The following is a 25894-nucleotide window of genomic DNA, read 5'->3' as shown; positions in this document are numbered from 1 at the left end:
TTTCCAGCGGTTCCAACCTTACCAGATTCTTTTCCGTTCCGTTTCCGGTCCGAATTTGAATTCCGGCGGCCTTTGGAGTGGCCTTGCCTTTCGGCGGATCCGACTTTATCAGAAGTTCTGAGTCGGAATTCCCGCCACGTTCGGGTCGTTCACGGCACACGAGTGTGCGCGGTACTTCCCGGTCAGGCGGAGCCGTAAACGTACTGGAGCGGGGCCCCCGATGCAAATCGGGGGCCCCGCTCCGGAGTTCGCGCCTGTCGGAATCAGACCTCGACGACGACCGGAAGGATCATCGGGCGTCGGCGGTAGGTGTCGGAGACCCACTTGCCCACGGTGCGGCGGACCAGTTGCTGGACCTGGTGGGGTTCCAGCACACCGTCCTGGGCGGACCTGTTGATCGCTTCCTCGATCTTCGGCACGACGGCGCTGAATGCCGAGTCGTCGATGCCGGAGCCGCGGGCGTGGATGTCCGGGCCGCCCGTGATCTTGCCGGAGGAGCTGTCGACCACGATGAAGACGGAGATGATGCCTTCCTCACCCAGGATCCGGCGGTCCTTGAGGGAGGTCTCGGTGACGTCCCCGACCGAAAGGCCGTCGACGTACACATAGCCGGCCTGGACCTTGCCGACGATCTTGGCCCTGCCGTCGACGAGGTCGACGACGACGCCGTCCTCGGCGATGACGATGTGGTCCTTGGGCACGCCGGTGAGAGCACCCAGTTCGGCGTTGGCCCTGAGGTGGCGCCACTCGCCGTGGACCGGCATCAGGTTCTTCGGCTTGCAGATGTTGTAGAAGTACAGCAGCTCGCCGGCCGAGGCATGGCCCGAGACGTGGACCTTGGCATTGCCCTTGTGGACCACGTTCGCGCCCCAGCGGGTCAGGCCGTTGATCACGCGGTAGACCGCGTTCTCGTTGCCCGGAATCAGGGACGACGCCAGGATCACCGTGTCGCCCTGGACGATCCGGATCTGGTGGTCGCGGTTGGCCATACGGGACAGCGCGGCCATCGGCTCGCCCTGGGAACCCGTGCAGACCAGCACGATCTCGTCGTCCGGCAGGTCGTCGAGGGTCTTGACGTCGACCACCAGGCCCGCGGGGACCTTCAGATAGCCCAGGTCACGGGCGATGCCCATGTTGCGGACCATCGACCGGCCGACGAAAGCGACCCGGCGGCCGTACTCGTGGGCCGCGTCGAGGATCTGCTGGATGCGGTGTACGTGGCTGGCGAAGCTCGCCACGATGATGCGCTTCTGGGCATTGGCGAAGACCGTGCGCAGGACATTGGAGATGTCCCGCTCCGGCGGTACGAAGCCGGGGACCTCCGCGTTCGTCGAGTCGGAGAGAAGAAGGTCGATGCCTTCCTCGCTCAGCCGGGCGAACGCGTGCAGGTCGGTGAGCCGGCCGTCCAGCGGGAGCTGGTCCATCTTGAAGTCACCGGTCGCGACAGCCATGCCCGCAGGCGTGCGGATGGCGACCGCGAGAGCGTCCGGGATGGAGTGGTTGACCGCGACGAACTCGCAGTCGAAGACGCCGATGCGCTCGCGCTGGCCCTCCGCGACTTCGAGGGTGTACGGACGGATGCGGTGCTCCTGCAGCTTGGCCTCGATCAGCGCGAGGGTGAGCTTGGAGCCGATGAGAGGGATGTCCGGCTTCAGGCGCAGCAGGTACGGGACGCCACCGATGTGGTCCTCGTGGCCGTGCGTGAGCACGATGCCCTCGATGTCGTCGAGGCGGTCCCGGATCGTGGTGAAGTCCGGCAGGATCAGGTCGATACCGGGCTGCTCCTCCTCCGGGAAGAGGACTCCGCAGTCGACGACGAGCAGGCGGCCGCCGTACTCGAAGACCGTCATGTTGCGGCCGATTTCACCGAGGCCGCCGAGGGGGGTGACCCGGAGGCCGCCCTTCGGGAGCTTCGGCGGGGTGCCGAGTTCAGGATGCGGATGACTCAAAAGACTCTCCTTACCACGCACGCCACGTACCGCTTGGGCACGTGGCGCGCATGTCATTCGTGCACTTGCTGTTGTCTGTTGTTTTCGCTCTTGCGAGTGTTCTTGGCTTATTCAGTTGTGAAGTCTGTGGTTACAGCTCTACCCCACCGGCGGCGAGATCGATCTTGAGCTGCGCCGTTTCCTGTGCGGTGAGTTCCACCAGGGGGAGGCGCAGCGGGCCTGCGGGGAGGCCCTGAAGGGTCAGCGCGGCCTTGGTGGTGATCACGCCCTGGGTGCGGAACATTCCGGTGAAGACCGGCAGGAGCTTCTGGTGGATCTCCGTGGCCTTCTGCACGTCGCCACCGAGATACGCCTCGATGAGGGCGCGCAGCTCCGGGGTGACGACGTGGCCGACGACGGAGACGAAGCCGACGGCGCCGACCGAGAGGAGCGGCAGGTTCAGCATGTCGTCGCCGGAGTACCAGGCGAGGCCGGACCGGGTGATGGCCCAGCTGGCGCGGCCGAGGTCGCCCTTGGCGTCCTTGTTGGCGACGATACGCGGGTGCTCGGCGAGCCGCACCAGTGTCTCGGTGTCGATCGGCACTCCGCTGCGGCCCGGAATGTCGTAGAGCATCACCGGCAGGCCGGTGGCATCGGCGACGGCCGTGAAGTGGCGGAAGATGCCTTCCTGCGGCGGCTTGTTGTAGTACGGCGTCACCGCGAGGAGGCCATGGGCGCCGGAGCGTTCGGCCGTTCGGGCGAGCTCGACGCTGTGCCGGGTGTCGTTGGTGCCGATGCCGGCGACGACATGGGCCCTGTCTCCCACGGCTTCCAGTACGGCCCTTACGAGCTGGTCTTTCTCCGCGTCGCTGGTGGTCGGGGACTCGCCGGTGGTGCCGTTGATGATCAGGCCGTCATTGCCTGCGTCCACCAGATGGGCGGCGAGCCGCTGGGCACCGTCGAGGTCGAGTGCACCGTCCGCCGTGAAAGGCGTGACCATAGCGGTGAGGACCCGCCCGAAGGGGGTCTGCGGAGTGGAGATCGGAGCCATGGGTAACACGCTACTCGTTGCTCAGCGCTCAATGTCCCCTCGGGGGGACACACAGTAGGAGCCCGGCACTGCCTGCTCGGGGGTTCAAGCAGTGCCGGGTCCGTTTGATCAGCCTAGATGAACTTCACGAAACGCCGCAATACGGACACCGCTTACGGGGCTACCCGTCCGTTTTTGTTGAAGGCTGCATGGGTGAGGGGCATGAGCCGGGCCCAGTGCTCCTCCATCTGCTGGCCGACCATCTCGATCTCCCGCTGCGGGAAGGAGGGCACCTTGGCCAGTTCGTGCTGGGTCCGCAGGCCGAGGAAGTGCATCAGCGAGCGGGCGTTGCACGTGGCGTACATCGAGGAGAACAGGCCCACGGGAAGCACGGCGCGGGCGACCTCGCGGGCCACTCCTGCGGCGAGCATCTCCTGGTACGCCTCGTACGCCTGGCGGTACGAGTCCTCCAAGACGCGGCCCGTGAGCTCCTGCTGGGCCTGGGTGCCCTCGACGAACTCGTACTTCCCCGGGCGCCCCTGCTGGACGAGCTTGCGGGACTCCCCCGGGACGTAGAAGACCGGTTCCAGCTCCCTGTAGCGGCCGGATTCCTCGTTGTACGACCAGCCGACGCGGTGGCGCATGAACTCGCGGAACACGAAGATCGGGGCGCTGATGAAGAAGGTCATCGAGTTGTGCTCGAACGGGCTGCCGTGCCGGTCGCGCATGAGGAAGTTGATGAGCCCCTTGGAGCGCTCAGGGTCCTTGGTGACCTCTTCCAGGGACTGCTCACCGGCCGTGGAGACACGGGCCGCGAACAGGACGTCGGAGTCGCCAGCGGCGTGTTTCACCAGGTCAACAGTGACATCGCTGCGGAAGCTGGGCTTTGCGGGCTCGGGGGTCTCGGTCACCGGCGGGGTCCTTCCAATTGCGTCGCTCGGGCGGCGCCCACTCTACGGGCCGCCTCCGACAACGGCGGCCGGAAGGTCCGTCCCGGGATTTCTTCCACGAATTCGGCGATTCGGGGCACCGAACGGGTCTGTTGCGCGTCTGACTCATTAGCAGCATCCGCAACAGGGTTCAAGGAGAGTTTCCTCATGTTCCGCCGGCGTGAATCCGTCCCGTTCTCGTTCGTAGCCGACGCCGACCGATTCCGCAGTAACGTCACCCCGCCCCCGCGTGAGCGCACCAGCGTCTCGCAGCTGGCCGGCCGTTCCCTCATCGGGCTGACCGTGGCGGCAGGTCTGGTGGGGTCGCTGATCCTCGGCCTGCCGGCTCTGAGCCCCGCCCAGAGCGCGTCGCACTCCCAGCAGACCGAGGCCGCCCACGGGCGCTGACTCGTACAGGCCCCCTGGGGTGGTCGGGGCGGTGACCTCCTCGGTAGCCTCACCGGGCACAGCAATCGAGCGTGCTTGTGAGTGAGGATCAGTCGTGCCCCTGCCCTTCCTGACGGCCGACCGCGCGTTTGACGCGAGCGCTGAGGACATCGCGCTGCCGTTCGACGACCACGACAGTTGGCGGCGCCCGTACCGCCCCGGCCCCTGGCGGGTGGCGGCCGCGGCCTCCCTGTTGCTGATCGCGTCGTTCGTCCTGCTCGCGGGGATGGTCATCGCGTTCGCCGGGGCGCTCCCGGGTACCGCCGCCTGTCTGGGGCTCGCGTTCGTGGTCATCGTCTGCGCCCTGCGGCTGCTGCGCACCGGCGCCTGGGTGAGCCGGCACGGCGTGCGCCGGGTGGGCTTCCTCATGACGACGACCGTGCCGTGGAACCGGGTCGCGGCCGTCCGCACCGTGCAGCAGCCGGTGAAGTGGCTCGGGTTTCCGCGCACGGTGCAGGGGCAGGCGCTGATCGTCGTACGCCAGGGCGGCGAGGCGCTTGCGCCCCTGCTCACCGACAGCAACGCGGATTTTCTGGCACGGGGCGAGGCATTCGACCGTGCTGCCGACACGGTCGAGGCGTGGGCGGACGAGTACGCGCAGGGCTGAGGCGAGGGGTGACGGGCCCGTCCGGTGACCGCTTCGTCGAGCGCCGGACGGGCCCGAAGGCCGTTCTCGAACGCCGGACGGGCCCTATTCGGCCGGTGTGACCCGTCCGAGGGCCGGCTTCGTGTGCAGGGCGATGGCGCGTTGCATGGCTTTCCGGGCCCGTGGGGTGTCCCTGGCGTCCTGGTAGGCGACGGCCAGGCGGAACCAGCAGCGCCAGTCGTCCGGGGCGTCCTCGGTCTCCTCACGGCGCCGTGCGAACACGGCGTCGGCCGAGGCGCGGTCGATGCGGCCGGACGGGGTACGGACCAGTTCGTCGACCGGCAGACCGCCCTCCGCGTCGAGTTCCGCGGCCAGCGCGTTGGCCCGCGCCACGAACTGGGTGTTCTTCCAGAGGAACCAGACCCCGATCACCGGCAGGATCAGCACGGCGACGCCGAAGGTGACCGTCAGCAGGGTGCCGTGCTCGATGAGCAGGACGCCACGGCTGCCGACCAGGACGAAGTAGAAGACCAGGACGGCAGCGGTGACGAAGTAAGTGATCTTTGCGCGCATGGCGGGGGCTCAGTCAGTTCAGGTCGAGGAAGTGTTCCAGGCCGAACGTGAGGCCGGGAGTGGTCACCACGCGGCGTGCGCCGAGCAGGATGCCCGGCATGAAGCTGCTGTGATGCAGTGAGTCGTGGCGGATGGTGAGGGTCTCCCCCTCACCGCCGAGCAGCACTTCCTGGTGGGCGAGCAGGCCGCGGAGCCTGATCGCGTGGACCGGGACCCCGTCGACGTCCGCGCCGCGGGCACCGTCCAGGGCCGTGGCGGTGGCGTCCGGCTGCGGGGCGCAGCCGGCCTTCCGCCGGGCCTCGGCGATCAGCTGCGCGGTGCGGGTGGCGGTGCCCGAGGGGGCGTCGGCCTTGTTGGGGTGGTGCAGCTCGACGACCTCGACGGACTCGAAGTAGCGGGCGGCCTGCTGCGCGAACTTCATCGTGAGGACGGCCCCGATGGAGAAGTTCGGCGCGATGAGCACGCCGGTCTCCGGGGAGCCGGTGAGCCAGGTGTTCAGCTGCGCGAGCCGTTCGTCGGACCAGCCTGTCGTACCGACGACGGCGTGGATGCCGTGCCGGATGCAGAAGTCGAGGTTGCCCATCACCGACGCGGGGGTGGTGAGCTCGACGGCGACCTGGGCGCCGGATTCCGCGAGGGTCTCCAGCTTGTCGCCGCGGCCCAGGGCGGCCACCAGCTCCATGTCGTCGGCGGCCTCGACCGCTCGTACCGCCTCGGATCCGATACGGCCCTTGGCGCCGAGAACGGCCACGCGCAGCTTGCTCATTGCTCTGCTTCCTTACGGGTGGGGTTAGGAGACCGCTTCGTCGAGGCGGTCGGCCTGCTTGTCCTTGAGCGGGCCGATGACGGAGAGCGAAGGGCGGTGTCCGAGGACCTCGCCCGCGACCGCGCGCACGTCGTCGGGGGTGACCTGCGCTATCCGGGCCAGCATGTCGTCGACCGACATCTGGTCGCCCCAGCACAGTTCGCTCTTGCCGATGCGGTTCATCAGCGCGCCGGTGTCCTCCAGGCCGAGGACGGTGGAGCCGGAAAGCTGACCGATGGCGCGGCCGATCTCCTCGTCGCTCAGTCCTTCGGACGCTACCCGGTCGAGCTCGTCCCGGCAGATCTTGAGGACGTCGTGGACCTGGCTGGGCCGGCAGCCCGCGTACACGCCGAAGAGTCCGCAGTCGGCGAAGCCCGAGGTGTACGAGTAGACGCTGTAGGCGAGGCCGCGCTTCTCCCGTACCTCCTGGAAGAGGCGTGAGCTCATGCCGCCGCCGAGGGCGGTGTTGAGGACGCCGAGCGCCCAGCGGCGGTCGTCGGTGCGGGCCAGGCCGGGGACGCCGAGGACGACGTGGGCCTGTTCGGTCCTGCGGTTCAGCAGCTCGACGCTGCCCGCGGTGCGCACGGTGCGCGAGCCCGCGCGCGGCGGGACCGGGACGGCATCGGTGCGGGACAGGGCGCCCGCGCGCTCGAAGGCCCTGCGGACCTGCCGTACGACCGTGGCGTGGTCGATGTTGCCCGCGGCGGCGACGACCAGGTGCGTGGGGTCGTAGTGCTTCTTGTAGAAGCGGGCGATCCGGCCGCGGTCGAGCGCGTTGATGGTGTCGACGGTGCCGAGGACCGGGCGGCCGAGGGGGGTGTCGCCGAGCAGGGTGTGCGCGAACAGGTCGTGCACGCAGTCGCCCGGGTCGTCCTCGGTCATGGCGATCTCTTCGAGGATGACGCCGCGCTCGGCGTCGACGTCCTCGGCGGTGATCAGCGAGCCGGTCAGCATGTCGCAGACGACGTCGATGGCCAGCGGCAGGTCGGTGTCGAGGACCCGCGCGTAGTAGCAGGTGTACTCCTTCGCCGTGAAGGCGTTCATCTCGCCGCCGACCGCGTCGAGGGCGGCGGAGATGTCGAGGGCGCTGCGCTTGGCGGTGCCCTTGAAGAGGAGGTGTTCGAGGTAGTGCGTCGCGCCGTTCAGGGTGGGGGTCTCGTCGCGTGATCCGACGTTGGCCCAGATCCCGAAGGTGGCGGAGCGGACGGAGGGCAGCGTCTCGGTGACGACCCGGAGGCCGCCCGGGAGGACGGTGCGGCGGACCGTACCGATGCCGTTGGTGCCCTTGAGAAGCGTTTGGGTACGGGCGACGGCCCGCGCCTTCGAGGAGGCGCGGGCCGTCGTCACGGAACTACGGGACGTCACTTGGCGGCGTCGTCCTTCTTCTCGTCCTCTTCACCCTCGACGACGGGGATCAGGGAGAGCTTGCCGCGGGAGTCGATCTCGGCGATCTCGACCTGGACCTTGGTGCCGACACCGAGCACGTCCTCGACGTTCTCCACGCGCTTGCCACCGGCGAGCTTGCGGATCTGCGAGATGTGCAGCAGCCCGTCCTTGCCCGGCATGAGGGAGACGAACGCACCGAAGGTGGTGGTCTTGACGACCGTACCCAGGTAGCGCTCGCCGACCTCCGGCATGGTCGGGTTGGCGATCGAGTTGATCGTGGCGCGGGCGGCCTCGGCGGCCGGTCCGTCGGCGGCACCGATGTAGATGGTGCCGTCGTCCTCGATCGTGATGTCGGCGCCGGTGTCCTCCTGGATCTGGTTGATCATCTTGCCCTTGGGGCCGATGACCTCACCGATCTTGTCCACCGGGATCTTGACGGTGATGATCCGCGGGGCGTTCGGGGACATCTCGTCCGGGACGTCGATGGCCTCGTTCATCACATCGAGGATGTGGAGGCGGGCGTCGCGGGCCTGCTTCAGCGCGGCGGCCAGGACCGAGGCGGGGATGCCGTCGAGCTTGGTGTCGAGCTGGAGCGCGGTGACGAACTGCTTCGTACCGGCGACCTTGAAGTCCATGTCGCCGAAGGCGTCCTCCGCACCGAGGATGTCGGTGAGGGCGACGTAGTGGGTCTTGCCGTCGATCTCCTGGGAGATCAGGCCCATGGCGATACCGGCGACAGCGGCCTTGAGCGGCACACCGGCGTTCAGCAGCGACATGGTGGAGGCGCAGACCGAGCCCATGGACGTCGAGCCGTTGGAGCCCAGCGCCTCGGAGACCTGGCGGATCGCGTAGGGGAACTCCTCGCGCGTCGGCAGCACCGGCACGATGGCGCGCTCGGCGAGCGCACCGTGGCCGATCTCGCGGCGCTTGGGCGAGCCCACGCGACCGGTCTCACCGACGGAGTACGGCGGGAAGTTGTAGTTGTGCATGTAGCGCTTGCGGGTCACCGGGGAGAGGGTGTCCAGCTGCTGTTCCATGCGGAGCATGTTGAGGGTGGTGACGCCCAGGATCTGGGTCTCGCCACGCTCGAACAGCGCCGAGCCGTGCACCCGCGGGATGGCCTCGACCTCGGCGGCGAGCGTGCGGATGTCCGTGACACCGCGGCCGTCGATGCGGACCTTGTCCTTGATGACGCGCTCGCGGACCAGCTTCTTGGTCAGCGAGCGGTACGCGGCGGAGATCTCCTTCTCGCGGCCCTCGAAGGCCGGGAGGAGCTTCTCGGCAGCGATCTCCTTGACGCGGTCCAGCTCGGCCTCGCGGTCCTGCTTGCCGGCGATGGTGAGCGCCTGGGCCAGCTCGGACGTGACGGCGGCGGCGAGCGCCTCGAAGACGTCGTCCTGGTAGTCCAGGAAGACCGGGAAGTCGCCGGTGGGCTTGGCCGCCTTGGCGGCGAGGTCCGACTGGGCCTTGCAGAGGACCTTGATGAAGGGCTTCGCGGCTTCCAGACCGGCGGCGACGACCTCTTCGGTCGGGGCCTCGGCGCCGTCCTTGACGAGCTGGATGGTCTTCTCGGTGGCCTCGGCCTCGACCATCATGATCGCGACGTCGCCGTCCTCCAGGACGCGACCGGCGACGACCATGTCGAAGACGGCGTCCTCGAGCTCGGTGTGCGTCGGGAAGGCGACCCACTGGCCCTTGATCAGGGCGACACGGGTGCCGCCGACCGGGCCGGAGAAGGGCAGGCCGGCCAGCTGCGTGGAACAGGAGGCGGCGTTGATCGCGACCACGTCGTACAGGTGGTCGGGGTTGAGCGCCATGATCGTCTCGACGATCTGGATCTCGTTGCGCAGGCCCTTCTTGAAGGAGGGGCGCAGCGGGCGGTCGATCAGGCGGCAGGTGAGGATCGCGTCCTCGGAGGGCCGGCCCTCGCGGCGGAAGAAGGAGCCGGGGATCTTGCCGGCGGCGTACTGCCGCTCCTCGACGTCCACCGTGAGGGGGAAGAAGTCGAGCTGGTCCTTGGGCTTCTTGGAAGCGGTGGTGGCCGACAGCACCATGGTGTCGTCGTCCAGGTACGCGACGGCGGAGCCGGCGGCCTGCTTGGCCAGGCGGCCCGTCTCGAAGCGGATGGTGCGGGTGCCGAAGGTTCCGTTGTCGATAACGGCCTCGGCGTAGTGGGTCTCGTTCTCCACTAGCGTTTTCTCCGATACATATCGTCTTCATCGCCCCCGCGCCCGTGTGGCGGGGGACGGTAGCGGAGAAGCCCTCCATCGGCGGGCCGGTCTTCGATCGAAGCACCCGGGTCGATGAGTCCGGGGGCCACTACCGAGGACCGGCGGCGGGGAGGTCTGCTTCTCGCTCGTCGTGGTTCGTTCTGCGGGTCGTTCTTCGACCAGGTTACTGAGATTCGGCTCGGCTTGGCATTCCGGCCGTGCGGGCGGGCCCGCCACATCTCGCACATGCGTCCGTACGTACAATCGTACGTACAGCAAAGGGAGCGGCCCCCTCAGTGGTGGGAACCGCTCCCTTCACGGCGTACTACTTGGCGCCGCCGGCCGCACCGCGGCGGATGCCGAGGCGGTCGACCAGGGCGCGGAAGCGCTGGATGTCCTTCTTGGCCAGGTACTGAAGGAGGCGGCGGCGCTGCCCGACCAGGATCAGCAGACCACGACGGGAGTGGTGGTCGTGCTTGTGGGTCTTGAGGTGCTCCGTCAGGTCCGAGATGCGACGGGAGAGCATCGCGACCTGGACCTCGGGGGATCCGGTGTCGCCCTCCTTCTGGGCGAACTCGGACATGATCTGCTTCTTCGTAGCGGCGTCGAGCGGCACGCGTACTCCTCTTTGATGTTCGATGCGTCCACGAGTGCCCCTGGTCTTGATCGCAGGGGGGCTTCCGTTACTCGGGAACGAAGGTCCGATGAGCGCAGCTCTCAGGATGATCCGGGAGCGCGTACACAAACGGCCGTCACACAGCGTACCAGTCCGGCGGAGCCGGTTCGGTCGGAGGTGAGGCGGCCCCGGAGTCCGACGGCCGCTTCGCCCTCCGTCACCGGACGGGTCTGATCGTGCCCGGCCGGTGACGGGTTTCGCCGGGCGGGCCCGCGGGGTCAGCTGGTGAGGGCGCGAATCGAGTGGAAGAGGTCGAAAACGGCGAGGCACAGGGGCATCAGCGTCAGGAGCACACACGCTTCGGCGATCTCCAGGAAGCGCCCCCAGAACGGAGTGACTCCCTTGCGCGGCACGATCAGCCCGATGGCGGTGATCAGGGCGGCGGCGCCCGCGACGGCCGCGGTGAGCCAGATCGTACGGATGTCGAGCGCGCTGCTGTCCCCGGTGACTGCCTCGCGCAGCATTTCGGCCGGCGGATGGAGGGACAGGCCGAGGCCCAGGAGCACGAGTGCGCCGAGACCCGCCGCCAGGGCGCAGCCGACCTGGGCCGTGTAACGGAACAGGTGGGAACGCATCAGCATGGCGACCCCGGTGGCGAGCGCCAGCAACTGGCCCCACACGTTGCCCGAGAATCCCAGGACAGCCGCGGCGCCCACGGCCACCAGCGCGCAGCCGCCGACCAGGCCGACGAGCAGTTCGTGGCCGCGCCGTGCCTGGGCGGCGATGCGGTCGGCGTCGACCGGGCCCTGCGGCGCCGATTCGGATGTCCCGTAGTCACCCACGGTGGTACGGGGCGGCTCGAAGCCGATGGGAAGGCGGGCGAATCGGGTGGAGAGACCGGGCAGGAAGGCGAGGACACCCACGGAGAGCGGGGCGCACACCGCCGCGGTCTCGGCAGGCTTCATGCCCGTCATGATCGCGACGAAGGTCACCAGCAGGCCGACGGTGGCGGCGAACACGAACGCGACGAAGAGACCGTCCCCGCCGGGGGCGACGATCATGAGGATCACCGCCGCCACCAGCACGGCGGCGCAGGCGAGCAGGAACTGGAGCCTGCCGATGCCCTGCCCCTCGCCGAGCGACAGCAGCCCGGCACCGGCGACCGCCGCGTTCGCGAGCGCGCCGATGCCCAGGGCCGTGGACGATCCCCGGTCGTCGTACACGCGCGCACGTACGCACGCCAGCGCGAGAGCGAGTACGGCGACGACAGCGGCGAGGACGCCGGGCAGGCCGTGCATGTCGTGCCGGACGTCGGAGGTCCACAGCACGAAACCGAGCAGGACCAGCAGGACCGACCCGCCGAAGAGGCCGGCTCCGCGCATGAGGCTGTCGCCCCAGAGTGTGCGGTCCCGGACGACGGCGGAGGCGACCGCGTCGGAGACGTCGTCGAAGACCGCGGGGGGCAGGGACTCGGAGAAGGGGCGCAGGGACAGGAGTTCGCCGTCGAGGATGCGCTGACTGGCCAGGGTGCGCCCGCTGTCGAGGACGGTGCCGTCGCGGCGTACCAGGTGGTAGCCGACCGGAGCGCCCTGGGCGGGGCTCTGCCCCGACAGCCGGAGGATCTCCGGGTACAGGTCGGCGACCGCGATGTCCTCGGGCAGCGCCACATCGACGCGGCTGTCGGGCGCGACGACCGTGACCCGGCAGAAACCGGTTCCGTTGCCGGCCGGAACTCCGGGACCCGGCCGGCCTTGCCCGGTGGCCGCCGCTTGGGCCGTCATAGTCACCTGCTGCTCCCCCACATCGTTCTCCTGAAACGAACCTCGGGGACGCGGGCCTCGCTCGCGCCCCGATTGACCGTTTCCTTGCGGTAGTTAGCGAATGCTTACACGCGTCGCGACACCCTATCGCTCTCGGGTCATCTCGTACGCCAGTAGGATCCTCCCGCGGATGGAGCCCGTCGCCACGGGGGCGCCGATACGAACAGTTCTGTCCGGCAAGGGAATTGGTGAGCTGTGAGCCAGATCGTCGTCAAGCGCCCACCGCGGGCCCTGCCCTCCGAAGTGCCGGACGAGCAGGTGCAGTTGCAACCTCCGCCCGAGCTTCCTCGCGGTCAGCAGGAGGGGGTGATGATGCAGCTGCTGCCGATGCTCGGCATGGGTGGTTCCGTCGTCTTCTTCTTCATGACCCCGAACCCGATCATGCGGATCATGGGAATGATCATGATCGGGTCGACGGTCGCCATGGCCATTGCGACGCTCGTCCGCTTCCGGCGAGGCACCCAGGGGCAGCTCGCCGACATGCGGCGGGACTATCTGAAGTATCTGACGCAAACCAGGCGCGCCGTACTGAAGACAGCCCGCAAACAGCGCGACGCGCAGTTCTATCTCCACCCCTCCCCGGAGCAGTTGTGGGCGCTCGTCGCCGAGGGCAGCCGCGTGTGGGAACGCCGTGTCGGTGACGCCGACTTCGCGCAGGTGCGCATCGGCCTGGGCAGTCAGGAACTCGCCACCCCCCTCATCGCGCCCGAGACCGCGCCGGTCGATGAGCTGGAGCCGCTGACGGCGGGGGCGATGCAGCAGTTCCTGACGACCCACAGCACGCTGGACGGCCTGCCCATGGCCGTCTCGTTGCGCGCCTTCTACCACCTGACGATCAGCGGCGAAGCGGAGTCCGTCCGTTCCACGGCCCGCGCGATGGTCGGTGCGCTCGCCTCGCTTCACTCTCCCGAGGATCTGATCATCGCCTTCGCGACGGGCCGGGACGCCGCCCCGCACTGGGAATGGGCGAAGTGGCTTCCGCACGCCCAGGCCCCGGACTTCATCGACGGCGCCGGCGGCCGCCGTCTGATCACCACGAGCATGGCGGAGCTGGAGGAAATGCTCGCGGGCCGGCTCGACGGCCGGCCGCGCTTCCAGCCCGACGGCCAGCCGCTCATGGACCAGCCCCATGTCGTCGTCGTGCTCGACGGCCAGTCCGTGTCGCCGGTGTCGGCGCTCGCCGCGGCCGAGGGCCTCCAGGGTGTGACGGTCGTCGAGGTCGTGCCGGGTGAGGTCGACGGGGCGCGCGGCGGCCTGTCCGTCGTGGTGCACCCCCATTCGCTGCGGCTGGAGTCCGGGCACGGGCTGGTCTACGACGGCCTTCCCGACCTGCTCGGTCATGAGGCCGCCGAAGCACTGGCCCGGCAGTTGGCACCGCTCCATGTGGCCTCGGGCGGGGACGACGACGAGCCGCTGCTCGCCAATCTCGAATTCACCGATCTGCTGAACCTCGGTGACGCGGCCTCGATCGACGTCGGCAGGACCTGGCGGGCCCGCTCCCAGGCGGAGCGGCTGCGCGTCCCGATCGGCGTCGGCGAGGACGGCAGCCCGGTGATGCTGGACCTCAAGGAAGCGGCCCAGGAGGGAATGGGGCCGCACGGCCTGTGCGTCGGCGCCACCGGTTCCGGAAAGTCCGAACTGCTGCGTACTCTCGTCCTCGGCCTTGCCGTCACCCACACCTCGGAGACGCTCAACTTCGTCCTCGCGGACTTCAAGGGTGGCGCCACCTTCGCCGGTATGGCGCAGATGCCCCACGTCGCAGCGGTGATCACCAACCTCGCGGACGATCTCACGCTGGTCGACCGGATGGGCGACTCCATCAGCGGTGAGCTCAACCGGCGCCAGGAGATGCTGCGCGACGCGGGCAACTACGCCAACATCCACGACTACGAGAAGGCACGCGCCGCGGGCGCCCCGCTGCAGCCGATCCCCTCCCTCGTCCTGGTCATCGACGAGTTCAGCGAACTACTCACCGCCAAGCCCGACTTCATCGAGATGTTCGTGCAGATCGGACGCATCGGCCGTTCGCTGGGCGTCCATCTGCTGCTTGCCTCGCAGCGCCTCGAAGAGGGGCGGCTGCGCGGTCTGGAGACCTATCTCTCGTACCGGATCGGCCTGCGCACATTCTCGGCGGGCGAGTCCCGGTCGGCGCTGGGCGTGCCCGACGCCTACCACCTGCCCAACGTCCCCGGTTCCGGCTACCTGAAGTACGGCACGGACGAGATGGTGCGCTTCAAGGCCGCGTACGTCTCGGGGGTGTACCGCTCGGGCGCCCAGTCGGCCGTGTCCTCCGGTCCCCTGCCGGTGGACCGCAGGCCGGTGGTGTTCACGGCGGCTCCGGTGCCGGTGCAGTACGTGCAGCCGAGCCCGGAGACCGGGGCCTCGGTGCCCGACGCGCGTACGCCGGAGGACGACGCCCTGGCGGACACGGTGCTCGATGTGATCGTGCGCCGCTTGGAGGGCCGGGGGGCCTCCGCGCACCAGGTGTGGCTCCCTCCGCTGGACAACCCGCCGTCGCTGGACGAGCTCCTGCCGGGGCTCTCCGCGGTCGAGGGCCGTGGGCTGACCCAGCCGGGATTCGAGGGCTCGGGCCGCCTCGTCGTACCGCTCGGCGTGGTCGACAAGCCGTACGAGCAGCGGCGCGACACGCTCTACCGGGACTTCTCCGGTGCTGCGGGCCACATGCAGATCACCGGTGGTCCGCAGTCCGGCAAGTCCACGCTGCTGCGCACACTCATCGCGGGCTTCGCGCTCACCCACACGCCCCAGGAGGTCCAGTTCTACGGACTCGACTTCGGTGGCGGCGGGATGGCCTCGGTCTCCGGTCTGCCGCACGTCGGCGGGATCGCCTCCCGGCTCGACCCGGAGCGGGTGCGGCGCACGGTCTCCGAGGTGTACGGGATCATGGCGCGGCGCGAGGAGTACTTCCGCAGCGCGGGCATCGACTCCATCGCCACCTTCCGCAGGCTCCGGGCGCGCGGCGACATCTCGGCCACGGACCAGCCGTGGGGCGACGTCTTCCTGATCATCGACGGCTGGGGCAACTTCCGTACGGACTACGAGGGCCTGGAAGCGGCGGCCGTGGACATCGCGGCGCGCGGCCTCGGATACGGCATCCACCTGATCGTCACGGCGTCACGTTCCATGGAGGTCCGGGCCAACCTCAAGGACCACCTGATGAACCGGCTCGAACTGCGGCTCGGCGACGTCATGGACTCCGAACTGGACCGCAAGGCCGCGGTCAACGTGCCGGCGGGCGTGCCCGGTCGTGGTCTCACGCCGGAGAAGCTGCACTTCATGGCCGCGGTACCGCGGATCGACGGCATCAACTCCGACAGCGACCTCTCCGAGGCGACGGCGGCCATGAACCAGGAGGTCGCCCGGCACTGGACCGCGGCGCCCGCCCCGGCGGTCCGGCTGCTGCCGCGCGAACTCCCGGTGCGCGAACTGCCCGCGGGCCACGCGCAACCGGAGCGGGGTATCGCGTTCGGCATCGACGAGAACAACCTGGAGCCGGTCTTCCTCGACTTCGAGCGCGACCCGTTCTTCCTGGTGTTCGGCGAGAGCGAGTCCGGCAAGTCCAATCTGCTGCGGCTGCTCATCAAGCAGCTGACCGAGAGGTACGACGGGAACGTCTGCAAGCTCTTCGTCATCGACAACCGGCGAGCGCTCCTGGACGTCACCCCTGCGACGCACCTGGCCGAGTACGTGCCCATGTCCAACAACATGGAGCACCACATGGACGCGCTGTACGACCTGATGAAGCGCCGTACGCCGTCGCCCGACGTCACGGCGCAGGAGCTGCGCGAACGCAGCTGGTGGAGCGGGCCGACGGTCTACGTGGTCGTCGACGACTACGACCTGGTCTCCACGTCCAGCGGGAACCCGCTGGCCAAGCTCACGGAGATGCTGCCGTTCTCACGTGACGTCGGCGTCCGGTTCATCATCGCCCGCAGCACGGCGGGGGCCGGACGGGCCCTGTACGAGCCGTTCATGCAGCGCATCATGGAGCTGGGCGCGCAGGGCCTGATGCTCTCGGGCGATCCCATCGAGGGGGACGTCCTCGGCAACGTGCGACCGCGCCCGATGCCTCCGGGGCGCGGGGTCTTCGTCACGAGGCGGCGGGGGAATCCGCTGGTGCAGTCCGGGCTCATGGACGGGGAGCGGTAGCGCCGCACGCGCGTCGGGCGGGGCAGTCGGGGCGGCCTGTGCGGCTGTTCCCGCCTGCCTCGTACTCCGCGCCTCTCCACGCCGGGAAGGGGGCGGCGGCTCGCCCGGCTGCCGCCCCTGGACGGAACTGATTCGTTCAGTTCGGCGGTTCTTCAGTCCGGCGGTCCGGGCGTCCGGGCGTGCGGGCGTGCAGGCGACGCAGTCCTACGACCGCACCGCCGGCCATCGGGACCAACAGGACTGGCAGGACCGGCAGGACCGGCAGGACTGACACGGCATGAAGATCGAACGGCGGTGAGGCTGACGCTAAACTCCCGTCAAGTTCGATCGTCAGGTCGATTTTTCGAGTGAAGGATCGAAGTCTTCTCATCCAGCTCGGCGCAACGGACTGCACGGGGAAAAGGGGTCTGATGACCTGGGACGAGTGGGAGCAGCTCAAGACGGCGGCTGCCGAGAACCGCTCCGCGGCGATGCAGCTGAACCACGTACCCGACGAGGGCGGCACGCCCGCTCCCGGAGGTGACCTGAAGGTCGATCAGCAGGACCTCGCGGCCGTCGGTGACGCCGCGTTCAAGCTCTTCGACAATCTGGGCAAGAACGGCCGTGACGCCTGGTCCATCAGCCAGACGGCCGCAAAGGATCTGAGCACCCAGGGCTTCGCACTGGGCGGCGCGCTCGACCATGTGCAGGATCGCTGGGAGAAGCAGCTCAAGACCCTGCTGGACGCCTGCGCGCACATTTCCAATCACATGGATTTCACCAAGGGCGCTCACGCCGGTGACGAGTACTACATCTACGGCATCGTGAGCAGCATATCGACGCTGGACGACGGGTTCACGGAGAGGACGCAGCGCTGATGGACTTCGAAACGCTGCGCCGGGGCGACTTCAGCCAGCTCGGCCAGGCCATCACTGCCTGGAAGGGGATGGTGGACAAACTCGCAACGCTGGAAACGGACGCACGGGACAACCTGAAGGCGAAGGCGGACAAGGCCAACTGGGCCGGTGTGAATGCCACCGTCTCGCGTGAGTTCATCACCAAGACGGCGGGGGAATTCTCCGACGCCCACACCCAGGCGAAGACCATCCACAACATCCTCAACGACACCCGCGACGAGTTGGTCAGCTACAAGGAGCAGTTGGACCAGGCCTTGGAGCGGGGCCGCAAGAAGAACCTCACGGTGGCCCAGATCGGCGGTGGCGGCTTCACCGTGACGATGCTCATCCACCCGGACCGCGCCGCCAAGGGCCACGAGGTCCCGGACCACTCTCCGCAGGACGCGGACCACCTGCGGGACGATGTGCAGCTCATCCTGAACCGGGCGACGGAGAGCGACACGACGGCGGCGACCGTGCTGCGCGCCATCGTCGACCAGGCCGAGGTCGGCTTCTCAGGTGCCTCGTACACCGACCGCGACACCGCGATCGAGGCCCTGCGCAAGGCCGAGGAAGCCGCCAAGCTGATCAAGGAGAAGGGCGACGAGATGTCGCCCGAGGAGTTCCAGAAGCTGAACGGTCTGCTTGCCTCGTACAAGAACGACCCGTTGTTCCAGGAGAAGTTCGCCACGCAGCTGGGCCCGAAGGCGACGCTGGAGTTCTGGGCGGACCTTTCGAGCCCGGACAGCCCGAATGGCCTGGCCCGCACGCAGCTCGACCATCTCGGGGAGTTCCAGAAGAACCTGGGATACGTCCTGGGCGGCGCCACCCAGTCGGACAGCCCTGCCATGCGGCAGTGGGAGAACGACATGCTGAAGTTCTCGGGCGAGCGGTACAACACCCGCCAGGGTGACGTCTGGGGCTTCCAGATCATGAGCAACCTCATGCGCACGGGCGACTACGACGACCAGTTCCTCAACAAGTACGGCAACGAACTGGTCGCCAAGGAGAAGGAGATGAGGCTGCCGGACCACTTCTGGAACCAGCAGCCGAAGCCGAAGCTGAACTTCATCGGCGACGAGGACTTCGGCCGCGACCCGATGACGGGCTTCCTCACGGCGCTCTCCAACAGCCCGGACGCCTCGACGGAATTCTTCAACACGAAGGAGCCGCAGGACAACGCGCAGTGGGTGCTGAAGGACCGCCCGTACTTCGACGACTCACCACTGAACGACGGCCCGAACGAGGGCAAGGACGCGGCTGGCAAGGCCATGTTCGCGGCGGTGTCAGGCGTGTCCAGCCCAGACGCTCCGAAGTCGGAATTCCTGCCACACACTCCCGAGCAAGATGAGGCCATGAAGCGGTCTCTGAAGTTCCTCGCGGCGACGGGCAACGATTTTCCGTCGGAAATACGCGACGACATGGCGTACGCCCTCGGCAGCCACAGCAAGACCGTGCACGAAGCGATGAGCGATCCCTTGGGATCGCATGGACTGGACGTCAACCAGCTCATGGAGGTCAGCAAGCAGATCTCCCGCAACAAGGACTCCTACGCCGAGCTCGTGACGCAGATGCACGGCGCGATCGTCGCCGACATCAACACGGAGACAAAGAATCCGGAGGACAGCTTGGACAAGGCCGGCCGCACGATCGGCTTCCTGGAGGAGGCGCGGTACCAAGCGACGAACGACAAGAAGGACGGCGACCTGACCGACGCCTCGTGGAAGAAGATGTGGGCATACCACGTTGTCGGTGGCCTGCTCACCCCCTGGCATCCAGCCGGCGACGCGGTGCAGCGCGGCGTGGACGCGATTACCGCGGCCTGGCTCGAGGACAAGCAGAATGAGATCAACGCCACGGCCAATGCCAACCACAAGGACACCTACGAAGCCCGCAACGACGAGCTACGCGCCTTGGCGGACATCTGGTACGCGAAGAACGAGAGTTGGGCCGAGGACCCGGCGCACGACGGGTACTCCAAGGGGCACGGCGTGTACTCCTCCATCGGCGCCTCAGCCAATGACGGAAACGACAAGGCCGAAGGCGTCGCGGGGGACCATTGATGAGAACGAGCACGCGACGCGTCGCCGCCTCGGTGGTCACCTGTTGCGTCGCACTGTCCCTCACAGCGTGCGGCGGCGGACGGGGGTACGCCGTGCCGAAGAAGGCCTGCGGGATCCCGCTGAACGAACGCAAGATCGACCCGTTTTTGGTCGACGGCAATGAACTCAAGGTCGTCGGTGATTCCCTCATCGATACCAAAGGGAAGAGCCAGGGGCGCTGTGAGATCTCGGTGGACGACTGGCTGGTGGCAAACCTCGAAGTGGACAAGGTAGACAAGCTCTACGACCCCATGGGGGATCTGGACAGCTTCCGATTCCGGAATCGGGAAAAGATCAAGAACCTGCCGTTCGAGGGCCTGGGAGCGGTGGGCGATTACAACGCCATGGTCAGTACGGGCTGCGCGGCCCCGACCGCGGACCACCTCGTCGTACTGGTCACCATCAGTCTCAAGACGGGCGGTGGTGTTACCGAACGCCGCAAGCACATCCAGGCCTTCACCCTCGACTTCGTACCGAAGGTGAAGAAGGCTCTCGGCTGCACGGCCTGACACCCGCGCCCACGGCCCGCTCTCCCGCGAGGCGGCCGTGGGCAGGGGGTTCCCTCCCGCCCACGCGCCCGCACTCAGGTCGCCCAGCGCCGACACTCCGCGACCTCGGCTTGGCGTTCGAGACACAAGTCAGGGTGGGCACCTCCCGTGCGTGCCCACCCTGACCGCGTCTCGTCGAGAACTACTCGAAGTTGGCCCTCGCCCGCTTGTCGCCAGCGTGGTAGGCCGTTCCAGCCTCGCGCACCTTCTTGGAGATCTCGCTCAGGGCGGTGTGAATCGCTGTGGCGTCGTTGTCCCAGCCGCGCTGAGCGGTGTCATAGGCACTCTTGGCTTCGCCCACCCAGAGCTCGGACACGTTGGCAATCATCCGCTTGATCGACGCAAGGTCCTCTTGGAGCTGCTTGCTCTGCCGGTCAATGGCACTGGCTGCGAGATCCAGGCTCGAGTAAGTGACAACCATCGTGCCGTCGTTGTTGTTCGGCATGCGGTCCTCCCGTGTTATCTAGGTTTAGTGGTAAGGCCTCGTACGTGGTGCAGGTGCGGCCAGGTCAGAAGCTGTTGAGGTTCGAGGTCCTGGCCTCCGCGGTCGCATCACCCGAGTAACCGCTGACGACGTCGACGCCCTGGAGGGCCTGCTTGATCTCGTCTTCGGTGTTGCCCGAAATGGTGCGCGCCGCCTTGATGGCCTCCTGGTAGTTGAGGAGCCGATGGGCGATGCTGACCATCTTCCGGTTGATCTCGTCCTGCTTCGTGTTGAAGGCGCCGGCGCCGATACCCTTCCAAGCGCCTTCCAAGCTGTCGATCGTCGCCTGCAGCGTCTTCAGCTGGCCCTTCACGGAGTCGAACCGCGTGGAGAGCTCGCCCTCCAGCTTGAGGAGAGCGGCATCTGAGAGCTTTTGATCGGCCATGTTTTCGGCTTCCTTCCTGGTGCTCTTATTCGGTCCGGCTTTACTCGCCGGTGGGTACGGGTGAAGAACCTACGGCCAGTCAGGCGGTGCGGCGCTTACGGACGAGCGCGAAGGCTCCGCCGCCGAGCACGACCACCGCTGCCGCTCCGCCGATGATCAGGCCGAGCGGGCTGCCGTCGTCCTTCTCCTTGCTGGAGCCTGCCACGACGGCGTCGTCAGCCTTTTCTTTCTTCTCGGGCTGTGACGAAGCTGGTGCAGACGGGGCGGTGGAGGCCGAGGAGCCGGACGTCTTTTCCTTGGTGAGGGGGCTGATGTCCGGGGCGCCGGGGGCTCCCTTGCCCTTCAGGATGTTCATGGAAGGGCGGATCAGGCCGTGGCCGAGGTACTTGCTGAGCGTGCCCTTCTCCCAGTCACGGCCTGCTGTGTCGAAGAGAACGTTGAGGACCTGGTTCGCAGTCCAGTCGGGGTGGGCGGACCACACCAGGGCTGCGGAGGCGGATGCGATGGCTGTGGCTGCGCTGGTGCCGCCATCGCCGTCGCAGTAGCGCCGAAATGTGGTGTCGCACCAACGTGGAATATCGTTGCCAGGAGCGGCGATATCCACGATGCTCCCGTTCTGAGAGTACTCGGCCACCTTGCCCTCACGGTCAGCCGAGGAGACACCAACAACCTGCGGGTACGCGGCAGGGTATTGATCCTTGTTAGTGTTCTCCGCATTGTTTCCCACACTCGCGAAAAACAGCTTTCCCTTAGCCTGAGCGTACTTGACAGCTTCTCGCTCTTCCCTGCCTGGGAAATCGCTACCGAACGACATGCTGATGATCTGCGCATCACTGTCCGCTGCAGCTCGAATAGCGTCCTCGGAGTCATGTGCATTCACCGAATGCTCATTCTGGAACTCCGTGTCGGTGATCCGCATCGGGATGATCTTCGCACCTGGGGCGAGACCTTGGAGACCGCCGCCCTCGCCCGTTCCGGCAATCAGCTCAGCCATGGTGGTTCCATGCCCACGGTAGTCGTCATACTCATCGCCGTCGGCTCCTGTAGCGTCAAACCCTTTCAGGACCTGTCCTTTCAGGGACGGCGTCGACGCATTGACGCCGGTGTCGATGACAGCAACCTTGATGCCTTCGCCCGTGGTGACCTTCCACATCTCCTCCGCCTGCATCGCGCTGAGGTACCACTGCTTCGATTGCACATCTGCTGCGAGCGCGGAGGGAGCAGCCCCTGCGAATCCCACACTCAAGGCAGCAGCCACAGCCATCGCGCTGAGCGGGCGTCCTCGAAATCCGAGAGGCATGCGGCGCTTCCGGGTCTGGCTCATTCCTGCTGTCATCCTGACTTCCGAACCTTCCGTGTACCTATTCGATCACCGGCGGTACGACTCCACGCCGTCCGGCCTCCCACGTCTCTCTGTCTTCCGTCAGGTAGTCCGGACGCGGCGTGCCGCCGTCCTGCTCCTCGTCGTCAGAGTCCCGTCGGCCTGCGGGCCCACGTACGAGACCCGCGCCTCCAGCGGTAAAGCCCCTTGCGCTGCCGGATCCGGCAGCACCGCCACGAGGCGTACCCACGACCCCGTTCGAGCTGGAAGTGCCTCGCCCACCGGGGCGGGGCGCACCGCTCGCTCCGCCGGTTCCGATGACTCCCCGCTGACCTGCGCCACCGGCAGAGCCGCGCGCTTGCGCTACGCCCTCGGCGCCGATGACCGTTCCGCGCGGAACTCCACGAGCCCCACCAGCCTTGCCCGCGCCTGTAGCGGCCCGCTGCGGAGTCCCACCTACGATGCCGTTTGCCCGGCCAGTACGCGCACCAGAAGACCCAGAGGTGCCCGCATGACCTCCTGCCATGGGTCTACCACCAGTCGCACCAGTCCGACCAGCAACAGGTGACTGGCTCCCGCTCCCACCGGAGCGCCCGGACGTTCCTGAGGCCGAGCCACCCCCCATGGGGGATGGACGTCCAACCGGTGTCCCGGCTCGCCCATTCGCAGCAGGGCCACCGCTCTTGGGGCCGCCGGTCCTGGTCGCACCGTTTCCGGGCTGCCCGATTGCTCTGGGCAGTCCGGTTGATGCCGTGGAGCGCCGCGAGCTGCCTGTTACGGGGTTCACAAGAACATTCGTCATGGGCGGAGTCGAGTTTGTACTCGGGCCTGTAGGACCTGTGGCCGACGGCATGGGGGACGTGTCGGAGACTGTCACGGGGGCCGGTGGCGTAGTCACGCTGTCGATCTCCGTCGAGGTGCTCTTGTCCAGCACGGGGGCAGTTCCGAGCGCCTCAATTGCAGCATGACCGCCAGTGCCGGTGATGGCTGCACTGCCCGTGACGGCGTGCTCGGAGCTCACTCGTGGCGTGCCGTTCCTCACCGCCCCAGAGCCCACTGCCGAACTCCCGGAGTCGAGAGGCGTCTCATCGCGACCCCGCGGCCGCGGCATCGCAACATCAAGTTGCTTGTCGAACCGCGGAGGTTCCTGCGCCGCCAGCGTCTCCTCCGAGACCGAGTAGTACGACGCCAGTCGGTTCGCCTGGTTGATGGCCTCCTGGCGGTTCTTCTCAACCTTCACCGCCGCGACGTACTCCGGGTTGCCATCGATCCGCTTCGGGGCCTCGATGTCCTCGACGGATTTGCGGTCCAGACGGTTGTCGCGCGGCGGCAGGGATTTGCGCACCGAGGCGAGTCCCGTGCCTGCGACCGTGATCTGTGTCCCGGCGGCCTGCGCGAAATCGCTCAGCTTCGTGGCGTGGGCGACCAGGCCGTTGCCCCAGTCGCGGAAGGCAATTCCGGACTCGCCCTCCCAGTCGACTTCCTTGATGAAGTCGCTCAGTTCGTCCGCGGCCTCCTTGATGGCCGTCCTTGCATTCAAGAGCGCCTCACCCGCGTTTTCGAGGTGCTCCGGATTGGAGTTCTCGATCAGGTCGATCATCGCGTTGAGCTCGTGGCCCTCGAACGAAGTCCGTCCTGAGGAGCTCGAACGTCCGAAGCCGAAGGACTCCATGACGTGCTGGACCTGCCGGTTGACGTCAGTGACGATCAACTGGGCCTGGACGCGCTGCTGGTCCTGCGTGTGCTGTTCCTTGGCGCTCGGTTCCGGCTTCTTCGCATCACTCATTCGGCTGCCCACCCCGAATCGCTCTGGTTGTCGGCATTCCGAGGCTCAGGCTTGCCGCCCTTCTCGGCCTGCGCATTGTCGTGCTCCTTGTCCAGGCGGACCTGGATCTCGTAGAACCGGCGCCGCACGTCGTCGTCCACGTTGTCGAAGCCGACCGCCGCCGCGTGCACGCCGAGGCTCAGATATTCGATCTGGTCGCCGAGCGACTTGGAGAGCGAGACGAGCGCCTCGTGGACGCGGTTGTACTGCGTGTACAGCCCGTCTGCCTCCGCGAAGCACGCGTTCTGACCGCTCAGGGCGGCACGCGACACCGTCTGCGCCGCAATCTTCGACTTACCGGCTGCCGAACCCTCAAGGTCCGCAAGGAGCGTATTGACACGCCCCCTGAACTTCTCCAGTGCGCCAACACCGCGCCGGAGGTCGCCCCGGCCTCCCCCGCCATCACCTGGATCGGTCACGATCCCGCCCCTCCCCGATTCCCCGTTTGCTCAGACTTGTTCACTCGTTGCTATCGCACCCGCGTGAACAAGTCTGGCCTCATTTCATAAACTCTAGCCACTGGTTACGAGAGGACCAACTGTCTTGTCCATCACGTAACTTCCGCAGACGGATTCCCGGCTCACGGCCTTGTCAGGCATTGCCCGCCCTTCCCAGACGCCTGGACCGCCGTCGGGCGTCGCGCACGGCCACGGCGGCACCCGCAATCGCGGCGACCAGCACTGCCCCGCCCACCACCACGTAGGTCGCCAGGCGTGCGTTGCGTTCGTCCGCCGTTTCGCCCAGGTGGAGTTCGGCGGCCGTGGGTGCTTCGCCCTTGCTGACCCCCTCGTTCGCCACAGGGCGTTCGATGGGCTTGTCGTCCTCGGTCAGGGCACGCACCGGGTCGACGACGCCCCAGCCGACCAGGCGGTCGTGTCCCGCGACCGAGCGTTCCGCCGTCTGCTGGATCTGGGCGACGATCTGCTTCCGCGTCCAGCCCTGGTGCTTGGCCTTGATGAGGGCGGCGACGCCCGCGACGTACGGGGCCGAGAAGCTGGTGCCGTTGTCGGCGCAGTGTCCGCCGTCGGGGACCGTCGAGATCATGTCCACGCCTGGGGCGGCCACGCCCACGAACTCGCCGGACTGGGAGAAGGCCGCCCGCTCGTTGTTGCGGTCCGACGCGGCCACGGCCAGGACGCCTTCGTACGAGGCCGGGTAGGTCTCCTTGACGTTGCCGCCCAGCCCGTCGTTGCCGGCGGAGGCGACAATCACGATCTCCCTGGCCAGGGCGGCGTCCACCGCCTGCTTCAGAGCGCCCGTGGGTTTGACCGCGTCGGCCGTGTCCTGGGAGATGTTGATGACGTCCGCGTGGGCCACGTCGGCTGCGTAGTGGATGGAGGCGGCCAGCGAATCGGTCGTCCCGTGGCCCTCGGCGTCGTTCTGCTGGATCGGGATGATCGTCGCGTCCGGAGCCAGGCCGGTGAAGCCGGTTCCCTTCACCTTTCGCGCGGCGATGATTCCGGCGACCTTGGTGCCGTGACCGACTTTGTCGGTGGTGCCGTTCTCCTTGCCGCGCTCGACCTTGTTGCCGTTCTCGTCCTTGAGGTCCTTCTCCAGGAAATTATGTCCGCTCTTGGCGTCCACGGCTGCCTTGAGCTGCGGGTTCTTGACGTCCACGCCCGTGTCGATGACGGCCACCCTCACTCCCTTGCCGGTGGACTGCTTCCACAACTCGTCCATCAGGACGCGTTGCAACGCCCAGGGGCGGCCCGCGTACTTCTTCGAGGGGAAGGTGCACTGGGTCGAGTCGTCCGCGGCGGCGGGCAGTACGGGAAGCGTGACGAAGAGGACGGCGGTGGCGGCCGCGGCTGCCAGCGGACGCCGGTACGGGGAGGGGTGCGTCGTCATGTGGAT

At 67.6% G+C, this 25894-nt stretch carries 21 protein-coding genes; 6 read left to right on the top strand and 15 right to left on the bottom strand.

The window, feature by feature from the left end; translation table 11 throughout:
• Nucleotides 1-263: 263 nt before the first annotated feature.
• The 3 genes from ACFVT1_RS37940 to thyX all read right to left on the bottom strand — a co-directional run bounded on the left by ACFVT1_RS37940 (nucleotide 264) and on the right by thyX (nucleotide 3869).
• The gene (locus tag ACFVT1_RS37940; RefSeq protein WP_362209592.1) at nucleotides 264-1949 is read right to left on the bottom strand and encodes a ribonuclease J; all 1686 of its coding nucleotides are present in this window, start codon (nucleotides 1947-1949) and stop codon (nucleotides 264-266) included.
• Between the two features lie 130 nt (nucleotides 1950-2079).
• Nucleotides 2080-2979, bottom strand: a complete 900-nt coding sequence (gene dapA / locus ACFVT1_RS37935) for a 4-hydroxy-tetrahydrodipicolinate synthase (protein ID WP_389804537.1) — start codon at nucleotides 2977-2979, stop codon at nucleotides 2080-2082.
• A 152-nt stretch (nucleotides 2980-3131) separates the two neighbouring features.
• Complete coding sequence (gene thyX / locus ACFVT1_RS37930) at nucleotides 3132-3869, bottom strand: FAD-dependent thymidylate synthase (RefSeq protein WP_389804534.1); 738 nt, start codon at nucleotides 3867-3869, stop codon at nucleotides 3132-3134.
• 186 nt (nucleotides 3870-4055) lie between these two features.
• On the opposite strand from thyX, the gene ACFVT1_RS37925 reads away from it, so the two are divergent.
• Complete coding sequence (locus tag ACFVT1_RS37925; RefSeq protein ID WP_389804531.1) at nucleotides 4056-4295, top strand: hypothetical protein; 240 nt, start codon at nucleotides 4056-4058, stop codon at nucleotides 4293-4295.
• 94 nt (nucleotides 4296-4389) lie between these two features.
• Nucleotides 4390-4941, top strand: coding sequence for a hypothetical protein (locus ACFVT1_RS37920; RefSeq protein ID WP_389804528.1), 552 nt, complete (start codon nucleotides 4390-4392; stop codon nucleotides 4939-4941).
• A gap of 84 nt (nucleotides 4942-5025) precedes the next feature.
• Here the strand turns inward: ACFVT1_RS37920 and ACFVT1_RS37915 are convergent, their stop codons facing one another.
• The 6 genes from ACFVT1_RS37915 to eccD form a co-directional block, all read right to left on the bottom strand.
• On the bottom strand, nucleotides 5026-5493 hold the full coding sequence (locus tag ACFVT1_RS37915; protein ID WP_362209606.1) for a hypothetical protein: 468 nt from the start codon (nucleotides 5491-5493) through the stop codon (nucleotides 5026-5028).
• Between the two features lie 13 nt (nucleotides 5494-5506).
• Complete coding sequence (gene dapB, locus ACFVT1_RS37910; RefSeq protein ID WP_389804525.1) at nucleotides 5507-6259, bottom strand: 4-hydroxy-tetrahydrodipicolinate reductase; 753 nt, start codon at nucleotides 6257-6259, stop codon at nucleotides 5507-5509.
• Nucleotides 6260-6283: 24 nt separating this feature from the next.
• Nucleotides 6284-7663: a M16 family metallopeptidase gene (locus tag ACFVT1_RS37905; protein ID WP_389804522.1), complete on the bottom strand. Its 1380-nt coding sequence runs from the start codon at nucleotides 7661-7663 to the stop codon at nucleotides 6284-6286.
• The gene (locus tag ACFVT1_RS37900) at nucleotides 7660-9873 is read right to left on the bottom strand and encodes a polyribonucleotide nucleotidyltransferase (protein WP_389804519.1); all 2214 of its coding nucleotides are present in this window, start codon (nucleotides 9871-9873) and stop codon (nucleotides 7660-7662) included. The genes ACFVT1_RS37905 and ACFVT1_RS37900 overlap by 4 nt, the downstream gene beginning before the upstream one ends.
• 346 nt (nucleotides 9874-10219) lie before the next feature.
• The gene (gene rpsO, locus ACFVT1_RS37895) at nucleotides 10220-10510 is read right to left on the bottom strand and encodes a 30S ribosomal protein S15 (protein WP_003965855.1); all 291 of its coding nucleotides are present in this window, start codon (nucleotides 10508-10510) and stop codon (nucleotides 10220-10222) included.
• Nucleotides 10511-10788: 278 nt separating this feature from the next.
• Nucleotides 10789-12291, bottom strand: coding sequence for a type VII secretion integral membrane protein EccD (gene eccD / locus ACFVT1_RS37890; protein WP_389804540.1), 1503 nt, complete (start codon nucleotides 12289-12291; stop codon nucleotides 10789-10791).
• 234 nt (nucleotides 12292-12525) lie between these two features.
• On the opposite strand from eccD, the gene eccCa reads away from it, so the two are divergent.
• The 4 genes from eccCa to ACFVT1_RS37870 all read left to right on the top strand — a co-directional run bounded on the left by eccCa (nucleotide 12526) and on the right by ACFVT1_RS37870 (nucleotide 19986).
• Nucleotides 12526-16500 (top strand): type VII secretion protein EccCa, encoded by a 3975-nt coding sequence (gene eccCa, locus ACFVT1_RS37885; protein WP_389804517.1) that lies wholly within the window; start codon nucleotides 12526-12528, stop codon nucleotides 16498-16500.
• Nucleotides 16501-16910: 410 nt separating this feature from the next.
• The gene (locus ACFVT1_RS37880; protein ID WP_389804514.1) at nucleotides 16911-17357 is read left to right on the top strand and encodes a hypothetical protein; all 447 of its coding nucleotides are present in this window, start codon (nucleotides 16911-16913) and stop codon (nucleotides 17355-17357) included.
• Nucleotides 17357-19438 (top strand): hypothetical protein, encoded by a 2082-nt coding sequence (locus ACFVT1_RS37875; RefSeq protein ID WP_389804512.1) that lies wholly within the window; start codon nucleotides 17357-17359, stop codon nucleotides 19436-19438. The genes ACFVT1_RS37880 and ACFVT1_RS37875 overlap by 1 nt, the downstream gene beginning before the upstream one ends.
• Before the next feature lie 92 nt (nucleotides 19439-19530).
• The gene (locus tag ACFVT1_RS37870) at nucleotides 19531-19986 is read left to right on the top strand and encodes a hypothetical protein (protein ID WP_389804509.1); all 456 of its coding nucleotides are present in this window, start codon (nucleotides 19531-19533) and stop codon (nucleotides 19984-19986) included.
• 181 nt (nucleotides 19987-20167) lie between these two features.
• Here the strand turns inward: ACFVT1_RS37870 and ACFVT1_RS37865 are convergent, their stop codons facing one another.
• The 6 genes from ACFVT1_RS37865 to mycP all read right to left on the bottom strand — a co-directional run bounded on the left by ACFVT1_RS37865 (nucleotide 20168) and on the right by mycP (nucleotide 25888).
• Nucleotides 20168-20470, bottom strand: coding sequence for a WXG100 family type VII secretion target (locus ACFVT1_RS37865; RefSeq protein WP_362209630.1), 303 nt, complete (start codon nucleotides 20468-20470; stop codon nucleotides 20168-20170).
• 64 nt (nucleotides 20471-20534) lie between these two features.
• Nucleotides 20535-20894 carry a WXG100 family type VII secretion target gene (locus ACFVT1_RS37860; RefSeq protein WP_389804505.1) on the bottom strand — a complete coding sequence of 120 codons (360 nt, stop codon included), beginning with the start codon at nucleotides 20892-20894 and terminating at the stop codon, nucleotides 20535-20537.
• 79 nt (nucleotides 20895-20973) lie between these two features.
• On the bottom strand, nucleotides 20974-22230 hold the full coding sequence (locus ACFVT1_RS37855; RefSeq protein ID WP_389804502.1) for a S8 family serine peptidase: 1257 nt from the start codon (nucleotides 22228-22230) through the stop codon (nucleotides 20974-20976).
• A gap of 25 nt (nucleotides 22231-22255) precedes the next feature.
• The gene (locus tag ACFVT1_RS37850) at nucleotides 22256-24001 is read right to left on the bottom strand and encodes a hypothetical protein (protein WP_389804499.1); all 1746 of its coding nucleotides are present in this window, start codon (nucleotides 23999-24001) and stop codon (nucleotides 22256-22258) included.
• Nucleotides 23998-24459, bottom strand: a complete 462-nt coding sequence (locus ACFVT1_RS37845) for a hypothetical protein (protein WP_389804497.1) — start codon at nucleotides 24457-24459, stop codon at nucleotides 23998-24000. Before ACFVT1_RS37845 ends, ACFVT1_RS37850 begins: the two co-directional genes overlap by 4 nt.
• Nucleotides 24460-24631: 172 nt before the next feature.
• On the bottom strand, nucleotides 24632-25888 hold the full coding sequence (gene mycP, locus ACFVT1_RS37840; protein WP_389804494.1) for a type VII secretion-associated serine protease mycosin: 1257 nt from the start codon (nucleotides 25886-25888) through the stop codon (nucleotides 24632-24634).
• Nucleotides 25889-25894 lie beyond the last annotated feature (6 nt).

The sequence above is a fragment of the Streptomyces sp. NPDC057963 genome (assembly GCF_042887155.1).
Taxonomy (GTDB): Bacteria; Actinomycetota; Actinomycetes; order Streptomycetales; family Streptomycetaceae; genus Streptomyces.
Note: the sequence above shows the minus strand (reverse complement) of the source record. Positions and strands in the feature narration are given on the sequence as shown.